A 20,658-nucleotide genomic window follows, 5' to 3' on the forward strand; every position below is an offset into this window, starting at 1 on the left:
TTCACCGTCGTCAGATCTTCAGGATGTATTCGGGTTCGATGCGCCCCATGGCGATATGCAGGATCGCGAGCGCGTTGCCGCTGAGACGACCTCTGCGATCGACATATGGCTCGGGCCAAAGGCTCTTTGCGAGGTTGGCCGCAATGTTCCTGAACATAAGGGGCAGTGCGAAAGAGGCTGGAACTGACCCCTTCTTTATCAGGTAGATCGCATTGACGACCTGGGAGTAGCCGAACCGCTTTCCGCTGACGCGGCCCGTTTTGATTCCGAGATGAACGCCCGTGATCGACGTCACGCATACGACGCGGCCTCTGGATCGCATTTGACTTGTGAAGTCGATGTCTTCTTGCCAGCCGTAGAGGACCAGGCGCTCGTCAAAGCGCAAATCGCCAACCAGCGAGGAGCGGAGCGACATATTGCATCCGTAGGCACCGACATGGTCGACCACGGACGCTCCATTCGGTTTTAGGCCCTCGGCTTCCCTCAGCGCAGCCTCTGCATCGTCCCAGGTGAGACCAGCATTGGTGGCGCCGTCTCTGACGACCCTGCCCATCACAACCGCCCATCCGCGATTTCCGGCAAAAGCCTGCTCGATCTGCTCCAGGTACTGGGTGGATGGAACGAAATCGTCGTCGAAGAATGTTATGATGTCGAAGCGCCGCAATGAAGGCACGAGAGCGGCGTTGCGTTGCGCAGCCAATCCTTTTGGACCGAACACATTCGACACAGGGAAGGGGCAGCCGTCCGGCAGGTCGATGTGTGTGGCGTCGGGTGCCGACAATATGACTTCGTCGGGAAGTCTTCTCTGGCTGCCCAAATATCCGAGCAGGCGAGCTACTTGCTCGCTGCGGCCGAGGGTTGGGATAATCACCGCAAGTTTCATGTTTCGTCCAGGCGTCGCTCCCCCTGACCATATTATGACGCGATGGCTCAAACAGCTTGAATAAAAGTGGGCGCGACCAACGCGGCCTACCCCATCGAGTACCAGCTTTTGACGTACTTCCTGCAAGCGGGTCACGACCATAAGCGGTAGGCGCATACGCGCCGGCAGCGGTCGGTGATCGATCGGACAACTTGCGATGGTCCCCGCACAAAACGGAAACTCGGGCTTAAAAGAAAGGGGAGAACCATGCTCCATGAACGTTCTTCCGACCTGGCCATCGCGGCCAAGGTCGAAATGCCGATTGAGGAGTTTCCGGCTGCCCCGGCGCCCGACTTCGACAGATATGCCAGGATAGCGGTCGTTCACGACTGGTGCCCAAATTTCCGGGGCGGCGAGCGAGTTCTGGCGCAAATCTGCAAGCAGCTTCCCAATGCAGAGGTATTCACACTTTTCGATTTCCTCCCGGCCGAGGTGAAGGAGCAATACTTCCGCGACGTGGAATTTCATGCCTCTCCGGCCAACCGGATCCCTCTGGTGCGGAAATTCTACCGGTCTCTCTTCTTCTTTTGCCCGTTTCTGATCGAGCAGTTCGACGTGACCGGCTATGACGCTGTGATCTCGTCGTCGGCCGCATTTTCTCGTGGCGTGATCACAAGGCCTGATCAGCCGCATCTGTGTTATGTGCACAGCCCTGTCCGCTATGCTTGGGACGAGCAATTCTCGTATCTTGAGCAGGGCAAGCTCGGTTTCGGTCCGAAGGGAATACTCTACCGCTATATGCTGCACCGTCTGAGGACCTGGGATACGAGAACCGCGCACGGTCCAGACCTGATGCTGGCGAATTCCAATTATGTCCGTTCTCGGATCCGCCACATCTACGGACGTGACGCAAAGGTTGTTTTCCCGCCGGTCTCGCTGAAGGAACTGCCCTGTGTCGAGGACAAGGACGATTACTACGTCTCGGCGTCCTTCCTGGCCCCCTACAAGCGCACCGACCTCGTGATCAGGGCCTTCAACGAGATGCCGTCGCGACGGCTGGTCATAGTGGGCGAAGGACAGCAATCGGCCAGCCTGCGGGCGCTGGCAGGTCCTAACGTCACATTCTCGGGATTCCTTCCTCGCAGGGACTATATCGATACGCTTGCCCGAGCGAAGGCGATGGTCTTTGCGGGTTGCGAGGACTTCGGCATCGCGCTCGCCGAGGCGCAGGCCTGCGGGACGCCGCTGATCGCTTTCGGGAGAGGCGGCGCGGTCGATATTGCGCGCAGCCTGGGGTCAAATTCCGAGCCGACGGGGGTGCTGTTCAAGGCTCAGACCATCGATCACCTCAAGGAAGCGGTCAAACGGTTCGAGGAAAACAGCCACCTCATCACCCCGCGGGCCTGCGCTCGGAACGCGCAGCGCTTTTCCGAAGAGAATTTCGACCGCGCCATGCTGGACTCGATCGGAGCGGTCCAGGCACTTCACACGATCACGTGAGTTCACGTAACCTGACTATCCTGGTCTCTGGATCGATACCGTCGGCAAGAGCCATCGCCTGCAGGTAGCGCAAGGCGCTCGCTCTCCAGCTATATGCCAAGGCTCTGGCTTTTCCCTTCCCCATGAACTGCACGCGTAGCGCCTTGGAATTGCGCAGCCCCATGAAACGGTCGAACCACGCCTGCGGGTCGTTGGCAGCGGCATAAAGAGCTGCGTTCCTACAGACCTCGGGCAGGCTGGCGCGTTCGGACACGACGACCGGACAGCCCAGCGCCATTGCCTCGACAACCGGAAGACCAAAGCCTTCAGTTAGCGAAGGAAAGGCCAGGCAAAGCGAGTCCATCAGCAAAGCGGCCAACTCGTTGTCGGAAATGCGTCCGAGCCAATGGATATTTTGGGCTTCAGCTCTGGCTGATCCTGTTTTGAAAATGTCCGAATCCGACATGCCGACGACCGCGATCTTCAGTCCGGCCTTGCCAAGGCGCCCGGCCATATCGAGAATGAGCTTCACATTCTTGTGAGGTGCGGCGCCGCCGATCATGACGATTGTTTCACGCGAGGCCGCCAATCGTGTCGCCGCCGAATGTTCAGGCTTCCATCGGAGGACATGTTCATGACCGTTGGGGGCAACGAAGGCCCTCCGCTCCGGAACGATGCCCAGCCGAACCAGCTCGCCTAGCGAAAAATTGGAAACGGTCGAAATGCTGCATGCAGTCTTGCCGAGGCAGGGTAGCAGCGCTTTGTAGGAGGTCCTGAAGCGAAGTGAATAGCTCTGTGGGGCATTCCAGACATTTGCATCATGAATGCAGACAATGTGCTTGCGCGACAGAAGCGGGCCGGTATTGCACAGGCTGAGGAGCCCGCCACCCCGAAGAGAGGCGGCTAGCCGGGTCTGCTCCCATAGGTGCCCACCCCTGCTGCCTATCTCGCAACGTTCGATGGAATTGATCGCGATGTCTGAGCTGCCAGGTGGGCAGTGAAGCCTGAGTTCCAGCCCACGGGTGAGCGGCGCCTGCTCGGCGAACAGGGCATCCAGCGCACGCACGATCTCTCCGGCATAACGCTGGACGCCCGTTGTCGGTTGGGAAAGGAAACGCCCGTTGATCGTCCACTGCCGTGCCATGTCACCCTCTCCATGTCCCTAGTTTGAAACCGTCAGCGCGTGGGGTCACCACAGCCGTTGGGTCGTGCGGACGCGCGCAGCATCATCCAGGCAGGCGAGGGCGAGCGTTGGAGCTACCTCAAACGTTTGAGGGTCGCTGCGGTTCAGAGAGTGTTAGTCTGGATGTTGGGGCGGCAAGGCGGGGGACGTGATGATCGGCAAATCTGAGTTCGATGCGGCGCCGGCGGTGCAATCGGGGAATTTGAACGGACACAGCGTTGCCGCCGTGGTGGCAAGATCGCTTGCCGGAGGCTCGCAGTACCTGATTGGCCATCCGGGCCGGACATTGGCGGACTTAGTGCCGCCAAAGCGGCGGTGGACGATAAACGGTGATTTCACCACGCTTCGACGCAATGGGATAGCGCGTTATGCCCACGAGGTGACGATGGCTCTCGACGCCCTTATTTCCGAAGGGCATCCCTTGGGTCGCGACCTTGAGATCGATCTCGTGGTGCCGCGCCAGCCTGCCGAGCCTCTTCATCTGAAGGCAATCGCGGTGCGGGTCGTCCCCGAATTCAACAGGCCTCGACTTCCCCAGTTCTGGGTACAGGCGCAGTTGCCCTGGCATGTGCCGGGAGGGTTGGTGAGCTTTTGCAACCTCGCACCGGTCGTGCTGAGACGCCAGATCGCATGCATCCACGACATGCATACAAGGTTGATGCCGTCGAGCTACGGGCGAGGGTTCCGTTGGGCTCACCGCCTGATCCTTCCGCTGCTGGGCAGGCGGGCTGCACGGATCACTACGGTTTCGCAACTCTCCCGCAGTCATTTGGTCGCGTTCGGCATAGCGCGCGAGGAGAACATTGTCGTTACCTACAACGGCAGCGACCATGCTAAGAAGTGGGACGCGACGATATCATCCTTGGCTGTCAATCGGGGCAGGCCATATGTCGTTTGCCTCGGCCGGCGGGATCAAGAATACAAGAACATGGGGCTTCTCGCTAAGCTCGCATCGTTTCTAGATGAGATGGGCCTCGATCTGTGGATGCCGGGTGACATCGACGAAACCACGGTCTTGCGGCACGTCCCGAAAATGCCGGCGAACATCATCCTTCTTGGGCGCATAAGCGATCACGACTTCAAAAAGGCGCTTGAAGGCGCCCTCTGCTTCCTGTTTCCATCACGGATCGAAGGCTTTGGGTTGCCCGCTATCGAGGCTATGGCGTCGGGTTGCCCGGTCATAGCCTCGACTTCGCCCTGTTTGCCTGAAATCTGCGGAGATTCCGCACTCTATGCCGATCCGGACGACGTCCAATCATGGATCGAAAACGTTCGCCAGCTAGCGGTCGACCCACATATGCGCAAGCGTATGGTTGGCAAGGGCCATACCAGGGCGAGCAGCTATTCCTGGCGCTGGATCGCCTGGAAATATCTCGAGCTTATGATCCAGGTCGACGCCGATTTCGGGGAAGTCTACGGGTAATTGACCGCGAGCGCAGTTACCCCGTTGGTTAGCGCACATCGCAATCAATTTGAGTCATCCTCGGCAGTCACCCCCCGCTCATCCGGGTGCTGAATCGGGGCAGCGGCACTCCAATGGTCATGCCGCTTGATGGCTAGGTTGTAGCCTCCAAAGGAGGTAACGCGAAGCTTCCCATATCCATTTTGACCAATTGCTCCCGTGTCCCGCAGTTCCGACAATCCCAATATTGATCGTCGTGCAGGGAGGCATGATCGCCATGTCGTTTCGTTTCGCAGCCGCGACTGCTTTGTTGCTGATAGCATCGGCGCCCGCATCCGCCGATTTGCTCTGGGGCGTGAACGGCCATCCGGTGATTTCCTACCCGGATGTTCCGATCGAAAAACAACTCGATTTCGTCAAGAACCTCGGTCTCAAATCATACCGGGTCAACATCACCGCCGCAGATCAAGGAGATACCCTTGCTCGGGTCGTGAAGGCCGGTAAAGAAAGAGGGATCGAAATACTCCCCGTGATCACGCCGGGACTAGACCTGGACAAGCACGATCCGGAAGAACTCTATAGTCAGGCCCGGCAATTGGCGGTCGTCCTTGGGGGCAGGTTCAAGAACGATATCCGCGTTTGGGAACTCGGCAATGAGATGGAAATCTATGCCATCATAAAGCCCTGCGAGAAACGCGATGACGGATCACAATATCCATGCAGCTGGGGGCCTGCAGGTGGAACCGGAGCGCTCGACTACTACGGTCCGCGTTGGGTGAAGGTGAGCGCTGCCCTCAAGGGCCTGTCCGACGGCATGACAGCAGTTGACCCGAGCATCAAAAAGGCAATGGGTACGGCTGGATGGGGCCATACCGGCGCCTTCGCGCGGATGAAACAGGACGGAATCGCCTGGGACATCTCGGTCTGGCACATGTACGGGGAAGATCCGGAATGGGCTTTCCACGAGATTTCCGCCTACGGCAAACCCATCTGGGTCACCGAATTCAACAACCCCTACGGAAGTCAGCACAGCGAGCGGCAGCAGGCCGACGGCGTCAAACAGGCAATGACACGGCTTCGCGAACTCCAGGATACGTACAAAGTCGAAGCGGCGCACATCTACGAGTTGCTGGATGAGACCTACTGGGCGCCGAGCTTCGAAGCCAATATGGGGCTGGTTCGACTTAGCAAGAACAACAACGGCAAATGGATAGCCGGTGAACCAAAGCCTGCCTACATGGCTGTTCGCGACATTACCCGTGGCCCGCAGCCGTTGCCCAAGCCACACCGAGATTGCGCCCCTGAAGCAAAGTTTGCCGGCCGGTTCACCTATGTCCATCAGATAAATTTTGCCTATTGCCTCGTCCTTGGCCATGATGGCGATGCCGCAGGGTTGGATCGGTGGTCGCCAGCCCTCGAGAACGGAGACGCCACGCTCACTGCCGTGATCATGGAAATGTTCCGCTCCCACGAATTCGAGGCCAAATATGCCACGATTGGCCTTACCGACCGAGCCTATATCGGCTTTCTTTACCTGATGCTGCTGGATCGCCCCGCAGACAGTTACGGCATCGAAACCTATTCCCGTCAGTTGCGGGCAGGATCAATGACGCGTGATAGCATTGCCCTTGGCATCGTCAGCTCGAGCGAATTCAAGTCCCGACATGCTGCCCTGCGCAACGCCTCGGATGTGCCCGCGCCCTACTAAGCAGGACAAGACGCTGGTTATGGCGGCGGCATTTGCAAGTCCATTGCTCCGCCTCCGGCCACAAAAAGCGCCGGCAAGTCGATTGCCGCGATCGACATGCCAGGCCGAGATCATCAGACAGATGCATCACGTCGCGGACTTGGACCCGAAATTGCTTGTTGCGGTGGCCGCGACACACGCATTGTTACTATTGGAACCGATGTGTACCGCTCTTTAGACGGTCGGCCAGGCGTGCACGAAGCCCCGAGGGAACGATATTCGTCCATAGGTGCAATCATTGGCAGCCTTTTTGGTAATCGCGGAATCTTGAGTGGACATGGAGGATTTTCGTTGAGGCTGGAGTGTCCTGCACCCAGCAGAGCCTCGTCCTGGCAAAACTATCATTTGCAGCATCGGGCATGACAACTGATTCCAGGTGGTTCCCACCCACCGCCAAGGGGAGGAAGACCATCGGTGCGAGGGTTGACCTCGGCGCACCGCCTGAAACCACTATCACTCTTGCGCGAGAGCGCCTTCCCCGAAAAGATCGTTGACCTTATAGGCGACTTCCGTCCTATTCGTCGCCTTCAGTTTTTTCATGATATTTCGGATGTGCACCTTCACCGTGCTTTCGCGCAGGTTCAATTCGTAGGCTATGATCTTGTTCGCCTTGCCGCGCCGAAGCGCCTGAGCCACTTCAGCTTGCCGATGCGTGAACATAGTCGTCAACGGACGCGTGTCGCGGCTGCCTGAATCGATCAGATGGCGCATGGACAAAACGCTGCTGGCCGGTACAAAGATGCCGCCAGCCGCTGCAAGATTGACGGCTTCGACACAGACATCAATACCAACTGAAGTCGGGATGTACCCACGTGCACCGCATTCAAGCGCTGTTAGTATTTGCCCGAGATCATCTGTGTCAGACAAAATTATTACCGGAACAGAGCTGAACTCTGAAGAGATTAATCTAATCTCATCTGAAATGCCGCGGTCGGCTAATTTACGTCCGCCAAGGTTGAATAGAATGGCAGCCAGAGAAGGGTAAGACTCCTTCTTTATGCGCCATTCTTCGATCGCACCCATGGCGGCAATGGCCATACCGAGATCATGGTCTTTAAGGGCTGATGCCAGACATTCCCGGTCCAGGGCCCTTCCGTCCAGGATAAGTAGGCACTCTTTGTCGCCTTGTTCGTTACCCCTTCCCGTACTGTTCAAAGCAGCTTCTCGTTGACTTGCCGAATCGAAACTATGCAGTCCGATTGCAGAAACCATACTAGTTACCCCAACTTTGCCTATACACAAAGCGACCCTCTGGCGGTCGCCATAACCCCCTCACAATTCCTGGATTTTTTGAAGTGTTCTACCCGTGAAGGCTTAGCCGGATCTCTCCAGCTTAGACGCTCATCATTTCCCCCTATGCCACCTGGAATTGTGTAGATTATGCTATACAAGCGGGTGCTAATCTAAGTTAATTTTCGGTGAACTTTTTTCTCACGTCATAGAACTCGCTGATGCGCGGCCAACAGGGGCTGGTCGACACGCTCACTTCATTGAATAACAGTTCGAGATTGGCAGAGCTGTCATGCTCATCCGATAGGCGGAAGCTGGGCAGACACTCCTCGGTGGCAAACTACCCCAAAGGCTTCGTTGACGAGATACGTTGCCAAGACGAACATGGATTTGCCGGCGTCTGCCCGGGCTTACGCGGTCTGTCTGCGGATATAGCGAAGACAGGATAGGGGAGCCACTCGCCCGCCCCAGTGGCTCCCCTATCGTTTTATGGGAGCGGCGCGCCGGGACAGCAAACAAGAATCCGCCTGCCAGCTTGGCTGGCAGGCGGATAGATGCTCCTGGACTTAACGCTTGGACCTCAGGCGTTTCCCTGGGGATCCGTCTCACTCAGACACCGCCCACCCCTTGCATCGCTGGAGGTCACGGTTTCGAAGGCATCGATCAACTTCTTGGCGGCTTTGTTGGCAACGTGGGATTCGGGATACTGGGCGGTCACAGCCCGCGCCCGTTCGTAAATCTCCCTGAGTTGCATCATCTGCTTAGGGCCAAATGGGCCATGTATAACACGGGCGGTCATACCGCTTATCCTCCTCATGGAACTCTCGAGAACCCACCCCGTCACCAAGAGCACCCAATAATCTCCAACTTAACACGTCATTTCACGATTGTAAGCACAACCTGCCCGCTGGCCTGTGTATAAGAGTGACGTTTCGCGCCGTCGAGGCGTTCTTTAGGGTGCGTTTGCCAATTATCCGTTTGCAGGAAGGGGTAGGCCGGAATCGGAACGGCCGGCGGGTCGAAGGGTCCCGGACGTGTCGGCCTATGCCGCGCTTTGCTTCTCCAGCAGCAAGCAACCAACACGACATTTGGGCACCAGGCTGGCAGCCATTTTATCAGGCTCACCGGCAAAATAACTTTGCGCCGTGGGATCTGCCGCTGCTCGGGGCTACGGCTTCCTGCGGAAAGCAGGACTACGCCGTTTGGCTCTCTTGCCCAAGCTATGCACCTGTCGAATGATGCACTCATCGGATAGCGTCTTTCGAACGCTAGAATGACCAACAGGGAGAGAGGCTCAGTCAGCAATGCAGGTTTCTCTGCCGGGTCTTCTGGTGTGCGCGGCCATTCTGATCATTGCATACTATTCCCGAGGAATGCTGATAGTTGGGCTGATTGCTTCCCAGGCATTCGGCGCTACCGCCGTTATGACCCTGACTTTTTTGGGTGGGTCTTCTCCGCTCATCTACACCATGTTCGAGGCTCTGCTCGTCGCTGCCGTCGCTGCCAGACGACATATATGGATCGACTTAGGAAAGGTGTTTGGGAGCATCCGCGCGGTCTGGGTTCTTGCGGGCGCTATGGTTTACGCAGTTATTGGAGCGTGGCTGTTTCCAAGGTTCTTCGCCGGGCAGACGGCTGTCTTTGTCCAGTCGAAAATCCGCGGCACCGTCGTGGAAGCTTCGCTGGCTCCGGTTTCAGGCAATACCTCTCAGACAGGCTATTTCATTCTCGGTGGGCTCACGACCATCGCGCTTTGCACCCTGTTGCTGCACTCTGACAGGATAGACCAGCTACGCCGTGGGTTCTTTTTGTGGTGCGGCCTGCATGCTGGCATGGGGCTGATTGATTTCGTCAGCAAAAATGCCGGCGTGGGCGACGTACTCGCCCCGATCAGAACCGCCAACTTTGCGATCATAAGTGACGCCTACGAGGCCGGTTTCGCACGCATCACAGGACCTTTTTCCGAGGCCTCTTCGTTTGCCGGCGCCTCCCTGGCCTGCTTGGCATTCTCCTATACATACTGGAGAATGACCAGGTCCCGTCTCGCCCAGTGGCTGTCGGCCATCCTGCTTTTCCTGACCATCCTGTCGACGTCCTCGACCGCCTATGTTGGCCTCACTCTGCTGTGCATTCCGGTCGCCCTCTCAATGTTGGCATCAGTTCTCAGGGGACGAGTCGAGCGGGAGGAGATATTGATCACCGTCCTGATGGTGCTGGGCGTGGCCCTTGTTATGGGCGTGAGCCTCTACCGGGCCGACGCGCTGGATCCCTTCGTCAGGCTCATCAACAGCACCATCATCAACAAGGCAGCTTCCGCCTCGGGCAACGAGCGCACCTATTGGAACCTCAAGAGCCTGCAGTCGTTCGTTGACACCAGTGGCCTTGGCGTGGGCTTCGGCAGTTCCAGGGCATCGAGCTGGCCGATCGCGGTTCTGTCCCAGCTTGGCTTCTTTGGGTCTCTGATGATGGCCATGCTGCTCGGTGTCCTGACCAGGGGATTGGGCGGGGTACAACAATGGGTGACGCCTGAGACGGCTGCAGTCGCAATGAGCATCAGGAACGCCGCCTTCGCCGCCATAATTGCCAACTCGGTGTCAGGCGGCAGCGCTGACCCAGGCCCCATCTTCTGCATCGCAATCGCCGTCGTCTCCGCCACCAGGGTCAGCGCCTTACGCATGGCAGCAGGATTTGAAAGACACAATCGCTATCAGGCGGCACAGCCCATGCCTGCTATCGATGCCGCTTAGGCGACCGGAACACTACGCGACGCCCAGTGCCACTCGAGTTGTTTTGCCAGCGATGCCGGAAAATTGGACTACTGCTTTCGTAGCCATTCACTGCTTCGCCGACTCCTTGTGATATTTGCGCGATCTCAGCAGCCGTATGCAGTGCCATGTGTCTTTGGCTCTAGGACGAGCTGATAAATGTAGGCTTGCGTTGGCAGCGGGCAATTTGCGATTGTGATATCGCGAGGCCTGCCCTTTTGGCAGCTACTCCAGAGGCGAGGTACGCCCACGCCTCAACGAAACGTCCGGCCTGCTTTATCCGCCCAGCAGCAGGCTTCGCCAGCCCTGCAGGAAGCGCTGTTTAGAAGCGCGCGAGGCAACGTCCCGCAGTTCGCGGCTGGCCTGTGCCTTTTCGCTCGAACTGCGTGAAAGCGCTTGCCGCATCGCCTGTCCGATTGCAGTCGTGTCGTGTGGAGGAACTTGCACGCAGACTCCTTCCACCGCTTCCACCAATGCACTTCTCTCGGAGACGATCGGTAAGAGGCCCATATGGGCCGCCTCCAAGGCGGGCATTCCAAACCCTTCCAGAAGGCTCGGCAGAACGAATGCCTCAGCGTTCGCGTAGAGCCATCGCAACTGGCTGTCCGGCACATATCCCGGCAGCACCGTCCCTGGTATCGATTTCGCAAGATCGATGATCTTCTCGCGGCCGTCGCCTCGCGAGCCGCAAAGCACGTATTTGATACCTTGCTTGTAGAACCCGCCGTTTCGATATGCCTCAAGCGCCGTGATCTGGTTCTTGCGTGTTTCAAAGGCGCCGACAGTCAAGAAGAATGGCCCTTTGACAGCAGGAAGGGATTCCAGGGATCCATCAAACAGGCCCGTACGCACGTACAGCGGAATGGTGATCAGGAATCGGAAATTTGACCCATAGATGGAGACGAAATTATCCTTCGACCAATCGCTGACGAAAACAATCCCGGGCCTGTGTCTGCGGATTTTTTCATATGCGACACGGTAATTCTCAACGGTTCCAGGGTCATAGAGGAAGCTGTGGCTCAAAGGGCCGACGTCATGGCAGAGCACGACATCTTTTTCAGCCAGCTCTGACCTCAGCACAAAGAGCGGATCGAGAAAAACCCGGCTGTAGCCATCAGCGGCTTTGCTGCCGATCAAGCAATATCGGCTATCCTTAAGCCAATTGATTTCCAGCATCATCAGCCTTGCCGCGATCTTGCGCGCCAGCCCTCCGGGAGCCACCGCGCCAAGTCTCCAATATCGAACCCGTGCGTGCTGTGGTACGAACTCCTGGCAAAGGTCCTTTGCGATATGCCAAGCACCAGTCCGGTTCAATATCGATAACGAGTTTTCAAAGAGTGGACGACCAACGGCGAGAGCCCCGAAGGGTTCGGAACAAGTCGATCCAACTCTTCCCGCCGCCCTCCGTGGACCTTGCCGCTTTTCAATATCCAACGACCGTTCTCCAGATAGGGGTATCGAACCCATTGACGGCATTCATCCAATGCCACGGAAAAAATCGTCGTAAGTTTCAGTATGGTCGTGAAAAGGTATCGGGTAGTGGCTTTTTGTCAACGGAACCAGAGGACAAGAGGCTCCTTTAAAGGAGCAAGTTGGGTCTAACCTTATTGATAATAGTTGCCGCAGCGGGAATTCAGCCCAGCAGACTCCGAGCGTTCTTGCGCTCGCGATCATCCGCAGGCATCAGGCTGACTGTGCGTCATCGCTGGCGGCGCGCTATCACATCTGTTGCCGTGCTGGCCCATGTGGGTGGTACCGTCTCAGATGTGCTCGCGCGCGCCGATACGGCCACTCGGCGCCAGGGATGAGGGCAGGGATGAGGTGCACTCCTTTCCCTGCCTTCAGCATCGCGAAAATCGTAAGCCCAGCCAGATAAGCATACACTGAAAGGCAGCGGCGCGGACGGCCCCAAAATCGAGACCTTCATCGTGGTCGAACACGGAGGCTGTCGGCCTTCTTCGACATCCTCGATCCGAGCCCGCGTCCATTCAGCTCCGATGCAGACTGCGCCAGGGCTGCCGGCCTCAGCGCGATAAGGCACGATCTGTAAGTCGGCGATAGAGCGCTCTGCCGCCCCCGGCTCCTTCCATCATTCAAAAACAACTTAGATGGATGGGTGTTTGGTGTGGATAAGCCTTCAACGGTCATTGGTCCCGCGAGGCAGGCCGAGCACTCTTGCCGTATGAAGGCGGAGTACGTTGAACTAGTCTTACTGGAGCAATCTCTTGCCAACGCTGGCGGGATGACCCGTCCGTTTTTCGATCGAGTGAGTGATGTCGCCGAGAAAACGGACGGTTCCATCCTGTTCGATGTTCGCGTCGATGGCGACATGCGAATCCAGAGGTTGGCGGCAATTGGGTATGGTGCAAATGGCACGGTCGCAATCATTATGGACAAGCAAGGGCAACTTAGCTCCGCTCCGATAGACGGCGACGAGGACAAAATTGTCGAACTAACCGTGTGGTGTTCTCTGCCGATGGCTGAGCAAGCCCGCGTTAGCTACACGGGCGCCATCGCGCTTTTGCTTACGAAGCTTCGTCAGGCGGGATTCCTTGAATGAAATGGCTGCTTAAAGGGCCGCCGTTCAGCAAATCGAGCAGAGATGGTATGGGGAAGCGACTCGCCTTTTGGGCCACTGTGAAAGGCGCTCATGTCAGCAACGTGGGGTTGCATTTAGTCTCCGCTGGGTTGCGCATGGTGCGGGTAGAAACGGTCCAGGTGGCGTCAGTATGGATGCCTTTGTGGCGGGCGGGCATGACTCCGTATCCGAAGACAAGAGCAATCCGATGTTCTGAGAACCTCTTCGAGCGAACCTTTAATCCAGGCGAGTTGACTGCTTTGCGCCCAATCTCGTTCGTTTCCGCGCAGCTTGGCCGCAAAGCGGACCTTGCTCGAGAAGACCAAGGGCGCGATTTGCGGCAGAAGCAGACATCGCAGGCTGGTGGCGGCGCAAAGACGCGGGCTAGGCGCTGCAATCATGCGCTTGTCACGTAAGAGTGCCTGCTGACAAGCGACGGGCACCTTGGGAAGGATGCCGCTCAAACTCTTAGGGGAATGTTCATTGGGGAAGAAAGCCGACATGCAGAGTTCAGTCGAAATCGACCTCGCTGGATTCGGAACTGACGTCACCGAATCCTGCTGCGTGACGAGAAAGCCTGATCTGATCACCGTACCCTATGCGTTTTACAGGAAGGCCGAGCTTGACGCCGTCAGCACGGTCACCCAGGCGCGCATTGCGGACCAGAACTCGACGGCACGACCCAGTTGATCGGCAACCAGATGAAGGAAAACGGAGCACGGATATATGACCGCCAGGGGGGCAATTGGCTTCCGCACCAAACCTTGAATCCGCTGGATTCTCATTCGTGGCTGACATGCGTTTGGCGCGCTCGCACTATGCGGGTCTCAACCCGGGGCGAGTTCGGCAAGTTCGTCGGCCGCTTCACTAATACCGAGTGCTGCTGCGCGCTCAAGCCATAGGCGACCGGCTGCCGGGTCGCGCTCCCCAGCGATACCCCTTGAGAAATAACGCCCGAGCATGAGTTGGGCTTGGCCGTGCCCACGTCCAGCAGCGGCGGAGTACCATTTCTGCGCCGCCGTTTGGCTGACCCGCACGCCCTGGCCAGTTCCAAACATCGCGCCAAGTGCAAACATCGCTCCGGCGTGACCGTCGAGCGCGGCCCGCTCGAACAGCTGCATAGCAACCTTTGGCTCACGCGCGCCACCGCGGCCATTGAGCAGCATCTCGGCAAGCGCCACCTGGGCGTCGAGCAGGCCGGCATTGGCCGCCCGAGCAAACCAGAGGCGGGCCTGCGATAGGTCGGTCACCACGCCGCGTCCATCTTGCAGGAGACGGGCGTACATATATTGCGCCTCTGCGACACCTTCAGCCGCGCGCCTTAGCCATTGCGCCGCTTGGCCCTCGTCCTGGCGGACGCCAACTCCATTGGCGAAGCAGAGCCCAAGATTGAACGCGGCGATCAGGTCCCCCGATGAAGCGGCTGCTTCGAACCATCCGGCAACGCTTGCACGATCATCCGGCTCGCCGGCTCCTTCGAGAACAAGATTGGCGAGATCGACCTGTGCTGCCTGATTGCCGCCAAGTGCAGCGGCGCGTAGCCAGCGTGCCCCTTCTTGGAGATCCTGAGCCACGCCGTTGCCCGTCAAATAAAGCGAGGCCAAAGCGCGGGCGGCGGCCTGATGGCCCGCTTCGGCCGCCCGCCGATACCAGTTTGCGGATTCTGCAAAATCCGGCCGCTGCGTCTTCACATAGCGGTCGCCAAGGAGATAGGCAGCCTCAATATTGCCCGCCAACGCAGCGCGCCGCATCCACGCCTCTCCAGCAGATATGTCCTGGTCGACAAATGCACCATCAATCAGTGCCAGTCCCAACCGGAACTGGGCGGAGGGAAGGCCTTTTTCTGCAGCAGCCTGATAGAGTTGAACGGCTGCGTCCATGTCGCGTACGACGCCGAGCCCGTGCTCGGTAAGGACCGCGAGAAGGTAGATTGCGGTCGGCAGACCGGCGTCGGCGGCGCGTCTTACCTCGTTTGCAATCCTGACCCTGTTTTCACGTTTGCCACTACGGGCGAGCGACAGGGCAAAGCCGAGACACCCCTCGGCGCAGCCGGCAGAAGCCGACTTCTCGTACCATCGGTGCGCCGCATCTGCATTGCGCATTGCTTTGGGACCGCTGGTAAGTATATAGCCGAGGATCGCCTGTCCGGTGGCCGAGCCCGCCTCAGCCGCCTTGGTGGCAAAATCGAACGCCGCTGTGAAGTCCGGTTTGCCCGAGGAATCCGCCATGAACAATTGGTCGGATTCGGAGCCCTTGCCGTCGCCTTCCTTAGCCACCAGCCCGGTCAGGTAGAGAGCAGCGAGCAGCGCTTGCGCATCGGCGCTCCCGTGGTTGGCTGCCCGCAGCAGCCATCGCGCCCCTTCCATACGGCTTGGCGGCACACCCGAGCCTTCGAGGTAGCAACGCGCGACCCGGTACTCGGCCTCGACGATCCCCGCGCGCGCCGCGGTCGCCATCAGCGGAAAGGCTTCTGCGGGCTTGCCGCTGTCAGAGAGCTGGATCGCTCGGCGCAACGCTGCCGGCGGGGAGGCCAAGACAGTCAGCCGATCCAGGATTGTCATCGATCCGAGCCTCCGAAAACACCCTGCGCTATGGCTCCCGCATGGCTTCCTGGCCGATCGGGAGCATCACACCGATAATATATTTGAGCACTGTGCGGCGGCCGACCTTAACGTCGGCGGTCACCGGCATGCCAGGGCTCACGGTGAAACCGGCAGGCACGCCGTGGAGGGCGACTTGGTCGATGGAAATCCGCGTGCGATAGAACGGTTCGGCGTCCGAAGGCAGCATGGCCAGTGAGCTGTTCGGATCGCGCGCCTGATCCTGCGCAGAGAAGGAATCAGGGCTGAGCGTCCGCACGGTGCCATGAGCAAGGCCGTATTGCGAATAGGGGAAGGTATCGAACTTGATGACCACCGGGTCGCCGATATGCACAAAGCCGCTGCTGCGGCCGACGATGTTTGTCTCGATTTCAAGCTGCGCGTTGGCCGGCACCAGCGTAATCAAGCGCTCGCCGGACTGCAGGACCGAACCGACCGAGACCTTGGCCACGGATTGAACGATCGCGTCTGCTTCGCTCTTCAGCTCGACCAATTGCTTACGCAGCTTTGCCTTGTTGTGAAGTTCACGGGCGTCCGACATGCGCGAACTGGCTTCGGATAGGCTCTGTGAAACATCCGCTCGCCAGCCCTGAATATAGCCGTCGCGCTCGGCGGCCACCGCCGCCTGCTGGAGCTTTGCGGCTTGCGCGGTCTGCTCGGCATTGCCGAGCGCCCGGGACATTTCCGCGCGATTATCTTCGGCGAGCAGCGTGTTGAGGCGGCTGCCCACCTGCCTTGCTTCGAGCTGCTTGCGCATCTCTTCGATCGAGCCCGCGACCGCGAGCCGCTGGCGGTAGCCATCTGCATCCGATAGCGACCGCGAGATTACGGAACTGAGTTCGTCGCGCTGCCGGTCGAAATTCTCGACCTTGGCGTCATAGACCGCCTTGCGGCGCTCAAAAATCGATGCCTGCAAGGTCCAGCTTGGGTCGAGACCGTCATAGTTGAAGGTCTGGCCGTCCGCTTCCGCTTTCAACCGCGCGACTTCAGCTTCAAGTGTCGAAACCTGCATCCCGAGCGCCGCCAGATCGGCAGAAGCAAAAGTCGCATCGAGGCGAGCAAGCACCTGACCGGCCTGCACGTGCTGTCCCTCACGAACGTCGATCGAGCGCACGATCGCCGTCTCCAGCGGCTGCACGACCATATTGGGCGATTTTGACACCACGAGTCCTCTGGCCGTTACAACCTGATCGACCGGTATCAGTCCGGCCACGGCGATCAGCGCGATGACCAGGCTCGCGATGATCCAGACGATGCGCCGCGCCGCCTGCGGAATAGGAGCATTGGCGACAGCCGTCGACGGCCACTGGAATTCGAGTATGGCTGGCGTCGTCAGATCCCTCGTTTCCATCCGATGCCGCCGAGAGGGGAGGGTGATGAGAGAGGTGCTACTCATGGGTTACCGGACCTGAAGCGCATCTGAGTCGTGGCATCGTCAAACAAACCGCGGTGGGATGGCGACCGGGCGGCCATGACGGCCGTCGAGGTGCCGGTTTTGCTGCGACCACAGCTGGCGATACAGCGCGCAGCGCTCGAGCAGTGTCGAGTGCGGCGCGACGTCAAGGACCTTACCTTGATCCATAACCAGGATGTTGTCGCATTCTGTTAGCGAGGACAGCCGGTGCGAAACGATGATCATCGTGCGGCCGCTGGCGATGCGCATAAGATTGGCGCTTACCACTGCCTCGCTCTCCGGGTCGAGCGCGCTGGTCGCTTCGTCGAGGATGAGAATGGTCGGGTCGTGGATGAGGGCGCGTGCGATCGCCAGCCGCTGCTTTTGACCGCCTGACAAATTGGGCGAACCTTCCTCGATATAGGTGTCATAGCCATTGGGCATGCGCTCGATGAATTCCTGGGCGCCGGCGAGGTGCGCGGCGCGCATGGCATCGGAAAGCGTCAAGCCTGGACGCCCGGCGATGATGTTATCGCGGATCGACCCGCGAAAGAGAAAATTGTCCTGCAGGACCACGCCGAGCCCTTGGCGAAGATGGCGTAGGTTGATCTCCTTGAGGTCGACGCCATCAAGTTTGAGGAAGCCACTGTAGTCGCGGTTGATTCCCTGTAGGAGGCGCGCGATCGTTGATTTTCCCGAACCGCTACGCCCAACAATGCCAAACATGCTGCCGGCGGGAATGTGGAAGCTGACCCGGTCAAGCGCCGGTGTCTTTGTAGCGATGTAGCTGAATGTCAGGTCGCTGAAAGTGACCTCGCCCACAAGCCTGGGTCTCAGGCCGGTGGAATTCGAACTGCTCTCCAGCGGCCGGTTGAGAACCGAGGCCGCCTCGCCAATAGCTGCACCGACCTCCTCGTAGTCTTCAACCAGCCGGGCTAGGCCGACCAGCGGCTGCGCTACGCGCTGGGAGATCATCATGAAGGCAAACAGGCTGCCAACCATATAGCCCGAGCGGTCGTTCAATGCGAGATAGGCGCCGATCAGCATGGTGCCGAGCACCATGACGCGTTCGATCGGCGTGACCAGCGTCTGCGGCCAGCTTGCAAGCTGCCCGAAGGCGAGGCGAGCCTTTCCGGCTTCCGCTACGCGCTCATCCCAGAGCGCCTTGCGCTGCGGCTCGAGGCCGAGCGCCTTCACTGTCTTGATGCCGACGACAGTCTCGCCAAGCGCTGCCGACTTCCAGGTCTCGGCTTCGACCACTCGCTGGTATCTGCGGCGCAGCGGTCTGAGAAAGGCAAGGATGATCAGCATGATCACGGCCGCGCACGCCATTACCACCCAGGCGAGCGTGGCGTTGATGTAGAACATGACCGGTATCAGCACGCACAATGTGATCAGATCCAGGAACGTGCTGAGAAGTTTTCCGGTCAGGAACTCTCTAATACGATAGACTTGGGCCAGATGATACATCGTCTCGCCGGCCGGATGACGCTCGAAATAGTCGAGCGGCAGGCGCAAGAGCCGGCTAAAGACGTGCAACTGCAGCTTGGTGTCCAGACGGGCGCCGACGACGTTGATGATCAGTCGCCGCGCATGGCCAAGAAGTGTCTCATAGGCGAAGACCACGGCAATCACCGCAGACAAGAGCAGCAACGTCGAGATGCTGTTGAACTGCAGCACCTTGTTGACCAGCGTCATTGCGATGAGTGGCGGCAGGATGGTCAGAATGCTCAGCGTGAACGAGGCAATGGCTATGTCGCGCAGGGGCTGGCTTTCTAGCCGCACCAGTTGGGTGAGCCAGTGAAGGGTGAAAGGCGCATCCGCCGCCACGTGCGACCGTGTCGCGCGCAGCAGCACCGCCTCGCCCGTCCACACCCGCGACAGCCGAAGCTCGTCGATCGGGGTGGCCTCACCGTCGTCCGGCGCGTCGGCACTTTTGAGGAAGACGACATTGCGCTCCGCACTCGCTCCGGTCAGGAGGGCCGCGCCGCCATCGCTGAACAACAGCACGACCGGTCCGGTATCCTGGAAGCGCAAAAGATGTGACCAGCGGATACGCAGGGCACGCGCCCACATGCCGGCGGTCTGCGCCCATTCGGAGAGATCGGTAGCGGTCGGAACCGCGCTCGCCGTCCCGAGTTCGTTGGGGTCGAGTTCGACGCCATGATAACGCGCGGCCTGCAGTACTGCCTTGATGCGTGGCCCGATCTGGTCGCGCTCGGCGGGACCGCCGGGGGTCCGCGCCGCCGCGTTGTGGCCGCCCGCTTGGCGCGCTGCGACGTCGCCTTCGGCGTCGGCACGGATCGAGGCCGGCTGGTTTTCGGCGTTTACGGGCACGTTTACCATGGACTTCTCATCCGGTACGCAGGGCGAGGGTTCGAAAATGCCCAAGCCGAGGTATTTCTGCCGAGGTTTCCGGCAACGCCGCATTATACTTCGAACCGACCGGCCACGCGACTCTGATGCCAATCCCTGTTTGAAAATGATGAACGCGCGAATTCCGCTCTCCCGCGAAGTCCGCGCGTACGTTTTCATCCTGTGTGGTCATGGTGGCTGACCATGGTCGAGAACCCAATAACCTGGAATGATCAGCGCGCGGGTCCGCTTTCCAGCGAAGCCCGCGCGCCTGGTTTAATCTGGACCATTTCCTGTCCAGGTTCACTCACTGCTCACTCATGCGGCTTCAGAATATCCTTCAGAGCCTTCTTCACTGTGTCGTCGGTGTTGGCGTAGCCGGCGCCCTGCTTGGTCTTGTCCGAGATCAGGTCGGTGCTCGCACCTAACGGCTTGTTCTGGTTCTGACCAAATCCACTGATCGTGTTGAGGACATTCAGGAGGTCGGTCGTCACCGAACTGGCCGCAAGGCCAACAAGCTGCCGGAACGACGCATGGCTGACGGCACCACTGTCGGTCGAGCCGGATTGCAGGAACTGCGTCGAGTCCTTTAGGCCCAGCGTATTGGTCGTGACGTTGGCTTTGTGACCAGGGCCGTTTTCGGCATTGTTATGGTTCCCGGAATTACCAGGTGCATCCTGATCTCCGTTGCCAAAGCCGTTATTGCCATGGTGGTGGTCACCTGTGTCACCGCCCGGGCCGGTCGCTCCGGTCGCTCCCGTCGATCCGGCTGAGCCAGTCGCTCCGGTCGAGCCAGTAGAGCCTGTTGCACCAGTCAAGCCAGTAGCTCCGGTCGAGCCATTAGCTCCGGTCGAACCGGTTGCTCCCGTGGAGCCCGTTGCACCAGTCGAACCTGTGGCTCCCGTGTCGCCAGTTGCACCTGTGGCGCCGGTCGCACCAGTAGAGCCCGTTGCACCAGTCGAGCCTGTCGCCCCGGTATCACCTGTGGCTCCGGTAGCACCAGTCGCGCCGGTCGAGCCCGTTGCACCGGTCGCGCCGGTATCACCGGTTGCTCCGGTCGAGCC

Annotated in this window: 15 protein-coding genes; 6 read left to right on the forward strand and 9 right to left on the reverse strand. The window is 59.1% G+C overall.

Translation table 11 applies throughout. From position 1 onward, the window contains the following. Positions 1 to 10: 10 nt before the first annotated feature. The gene (locus NKI32_RS24875) at positions 11 to 883 is read right to left on the reverse strand and encodes a glycosyltransferase family 2 protein (protein WP_023697344.1); all 873 of its coding nucleotides are present in this window, start codon (positions 881 to 883) and stop codon (positions 11 to 13) included. A 246-nt stretch (positions 884 to 1,129) separates the two neighbouring features. Between NKI32_RS24875 and NKI32_RS24880 the strand changes: the two genes are divergently transcribed. Next, positions 1,130 to 2,362 (forward strand): glycosyltransferase, encoded by a 1,233-nt coding sequence (locus tag NKI32_RS24880; RefSeq protein ID WP_502897992.1) that lies wholly within the window; start codon positions 1,130 to 1,132, stop codon positions 2,360 to 2,362. Here the strand turns inward: NKI32_RS24880 and NKI32_RS24885 are convergent. After that, complete coding sequence (locus NKI32_RS24885; protein WP_353004041.1) at positions 2,355 to 3,485, reverse strand: glycosyltransferase family 4 protein; 1,131 nt, start codon at positions 3,483 to 3,485, stop codon at positions 2,355 to 2,357. The genes NKI32_RS24880 and NKI32_RS24885 overlap by 8 nt on opposite strands. 190 nt (positions 3,486 to 3,675) lie before the next feature. Here NKI32_RS24885 and NKI32_RS24890 point away from each other — a divergent pair, with 190 nt between their 5' ends. Both NKI32_RS24890 and NKI32_RS24895 read left to right on the forward strand, forming a co-directional pair. Then, positions 3,676 to 4,947, forward strand: coding sequence for a glycosyltransferase family 4 protein (locus NKI32_RS24890; RefSeq protein ID WP_353004043.1), 1,272 nt, complete (start codon positions 3,676 to 3,678; stop codon positions 4,945 to 4,947). A 247-nt stretch (positions 4,948 to 5,194) separates the two neighbouring features. Next, entirely contained in the window at positions 5,195 to 6,634 is a 1,440-nt protein-coding gene (locus NKI32_RS24895; RefSeq protein ID WP_502897990.1) for a DUF4214 domain-containing protein, read from the forward strand. Between the two features lie 492 nt (positions 6,635 to 7,126). Here the strand turns inward: NKI32_RS24895 and NKI32_RS24900 are convergent, their stop codons facing one another. Then, positions 7,127 to 7,885 (reverse strand): LuxR C-terminal-related transcriptional regulator, encoded by a 759-nt coding sequence (locus tag NKI32_RS24900; protein WP_353004045.1) that lies wholly within the window; start codon positions 7,883 to 7,885, stop codon positions 7,127 to 7,129. Positions 7,886 to 8,483: 598 nt separating this feature from the next. Then, positions 8,484 to 8,702 carry a hypothetical protein gene (locus NKI32_RS24905; protein WP_023833439.1) on the reverse strand — a complete coding sequence of 73 codons (219 nt, stop codon included), beginning with the start codon at positions 8,700 to 8,702 and terminating at the stop codon, positions 8,484 to 8,486. A gap of 505 nt (positions 8,703 to 9,207) precedes the next feature. On the opposite strand from NKI32_RS24905, the gene NKI32_RS24910 reads away from it, so the two are divergent. Continuing rightward, on the forward strand, positions 9,208 to 10,650 hold the full coding sequence (locus NKI32_RS24910) for a hypothetical protein (RefSeq protein WP_353004048.1): 1,443 nt from the start codon (positions 9,208 to 9,210) through the stop codon (positions 10,648 to 10,650). Positions 10,651 to 10,944: 294 nt separating this feature from the next. Here NKI32_RS24910 and NKI32_RS24915 read toward each other — a convergent pair whose 3' ends face one another. Continuing rightward, a complete protein-coding gene (locus NKI32_RS24915) occupies positions 10,945 to 11,847 on the reverse strand; it encodes a glycosyltransferase (protein WP_245275364.1) in 903 nt (300 codons plus the stop codon). A 946-nt stretch (positions 11,848 to 12,793) separates the two neighbouring features. On the opposite strand from NKI32_RS24915, the gene NKI32_RS24920 reads away from it, so the two are divergent. Next, complete coding sequence (locus NKI32_RS24920) at positions 12,794 to 13,228, forward strand: hypothetical protein (RefSeq protein ID WP_245260159.1); 435 nt, start codon at positions 12,794 to 12,796, stop codon at positions 13,226 to 13,228. A 519-nt stretch (positions 13,229 to 13,747) separates the two neighbouring features. After that, positions 13,748 to 13,936 (forward strand): hypothetical protein, encoded by a 189-nt coding sequence (locus tag NKI32_RS24925; RefSeq protein WP_353004051.1) that lies wholly within the window; start codon positions 13,748 to 13,750, stop codon positions 13,934 to 13,936. A gap of 137 nt (positions 13,937 to 14,073) precedes the next feature. On the opposite strand, the gene NKI32_RS24930 is transcribed toward NKI32_RS24925, so the two are convergent. The 4 genes from NKI32_RS24930 to NKI32_RS24945 all read right to left on the reverse strand — a co-directional run bounded on the left by NKI32_RS24930 (position 14,074) and on the right by NKI32_RS24945 (position 20,412). Beyond that, positions 14,074 to 15,780 carry a tetratricopeptide repeat protein gene (locus tag NKI32_RS24930; RefSeq protein ID WP_353004054.1) on the reverse strand — a complete coding sequence of 569 codons (1,707 nt, stop codon included), beginning with the start codon at positions 15,778 to 15,780 and terminating at the stop codon, positions 14,074 to 14,076. A gap of 55 nt (positions 15,781 to 15,835) precedes the next feature. Next, a complete protein-coding gene (locus tag NKI32_RS24935; RefSeq protein ID WP_353004058.1) occupies positions 15,836 to 17,197 on the reverse strand; it encodes an HlyD family type I secretion periplasmic adaptor subunit in 1,362 nt (453 codons plus the stop codon). Between the two features lie 84 nt (positions 17,198 to 17,281). Beyond that, complete coding sequence (locus NKI32_RS24940; protein WP_353004061.1) at positions 17,282 to 19,585, reverse strand: peptidase domain-containing ABC transporter; 2,304 nt, start codon at positions 19,583 to 19,585, stop codon at positions 17,282 to 17,284. Between the two features lie 323 nt (positions 19,586 to 19,908). Then, positions 19,909 to 20,412 (reverse strand): hypothetical protein, encoded by a 504-nt coding sequence (locus NKI32_RS24945; protein WP_353004064.1) that lies wholly within the window; start codon positions 20,410 to 20,412, stop codon positions 19,909 to 19,911. Positions 20,413 to 20,658: the final 246 nt, after the last annotated feature.

Origin of the sequence: Mesorhizobium sp. M0761 (genome assembly GCF_040320205.1) — a bacterium.
In the GTDB taxonomy this organism is placed as follows: domain Bacteria; phylum Pseudomonadota; class Alphaproteobacteria; order Rhizobiales; family Rhizobiaceae; genus Mesorhizobium.

What these genes read in the sequence shown, in the direction of transcription:
- NKI32_RS24940 (WP_353004061.1), bottom strand. Translation starts at nt 19,585, where the DNA reads ATGGTAAACGTGCCCGTAAACGCCGAAAACCAGCCGGCCTCGATCCGT.
- NKI32_RS24925 (WP_353004051.1), top strand. Translation starts at nt 13,748, where the DNA reads ATGCAGAGTTCAGTCGAAATCGACCTCGCTGGATTCGGAACTGACGTC.
- NKI32_RS24885 (WP_353004041.1), bottom strand. Translation starts at nt 3,485, where the DNA reads ATGGCACGGCAGTGGACGATCAACGGGCGTTTCCTTTCCCAACCGACA.
- NKI32_RS24900 (WP_353004045.1), bottom strand. Translation starts at nt 7,885, where the DNA reads ATGGTTTCTGCAATCGGACTGCATAGTTTCGATTCGGCAAGTCAACGA.
- NKI32_RS24910 (WP_353004048.1), top strand. Translation starts at nt 9,208, where the DNA reads ATGCAGGTTTCTCTGCCGGGTCTTCTGGTGTGCGCGGCCATTCTGATC.
- NKI32_RS24915 (WP_245275364.1), bottom strand. Translation starts at nt 11,847, where the DNA reads ATGATGCTGGAAATCAATTGGCTTAAGGATAGCCGATATTGCTTGATC.
- NKI32_RS24875 (WP_023697344.1), bottom strand. Translation starts at nt 883, where the DNA reads ATGAAACTTGCGGTGATTATCCCAACCCTCGGCCGCAGCGAGCAAGTA.
- NKI32_RS24935 (WP_353004058.1), bottom strand. Translation starts at nt 17,197, where the DNA reads ATGGAAACGAGGGATCTGACGACGCCAGCCATACTCGAATTCCAGTGG.
- NKI32_RS24890 (WP_353004043.1), top strand. Translation starts at nt 3,676, where the DNA reads ATGATCGGCAAATCTGAGTTCGATGCGGCGCCGGCGGTGCAATCGGGG.
- NKI32_RS24880 (WP_502897992.1), top strand. Translation starts at nt 1,130, where the DNA reads ATGCTCCATGAACGTTCTTCCGACCTGGCCATCGCGGCCAAGGTCGAA.
- NKI32_RS24895 (WP_502897990.1), top strand. Translation starts at nt 5,195, where the DNA reads ATGATCGCCATGTCGTTTCGTTTCGCAGCCGCGACTGCTTTGTTGCTG.
- NKI32_RS24905 (WP_023833439.1), bottom strand. Translation starts at nt 8,702, where the DNA reads ATGACCGCCCGTGTTATACATGGCCCATTTGGCCCTAAGCAGATGATG.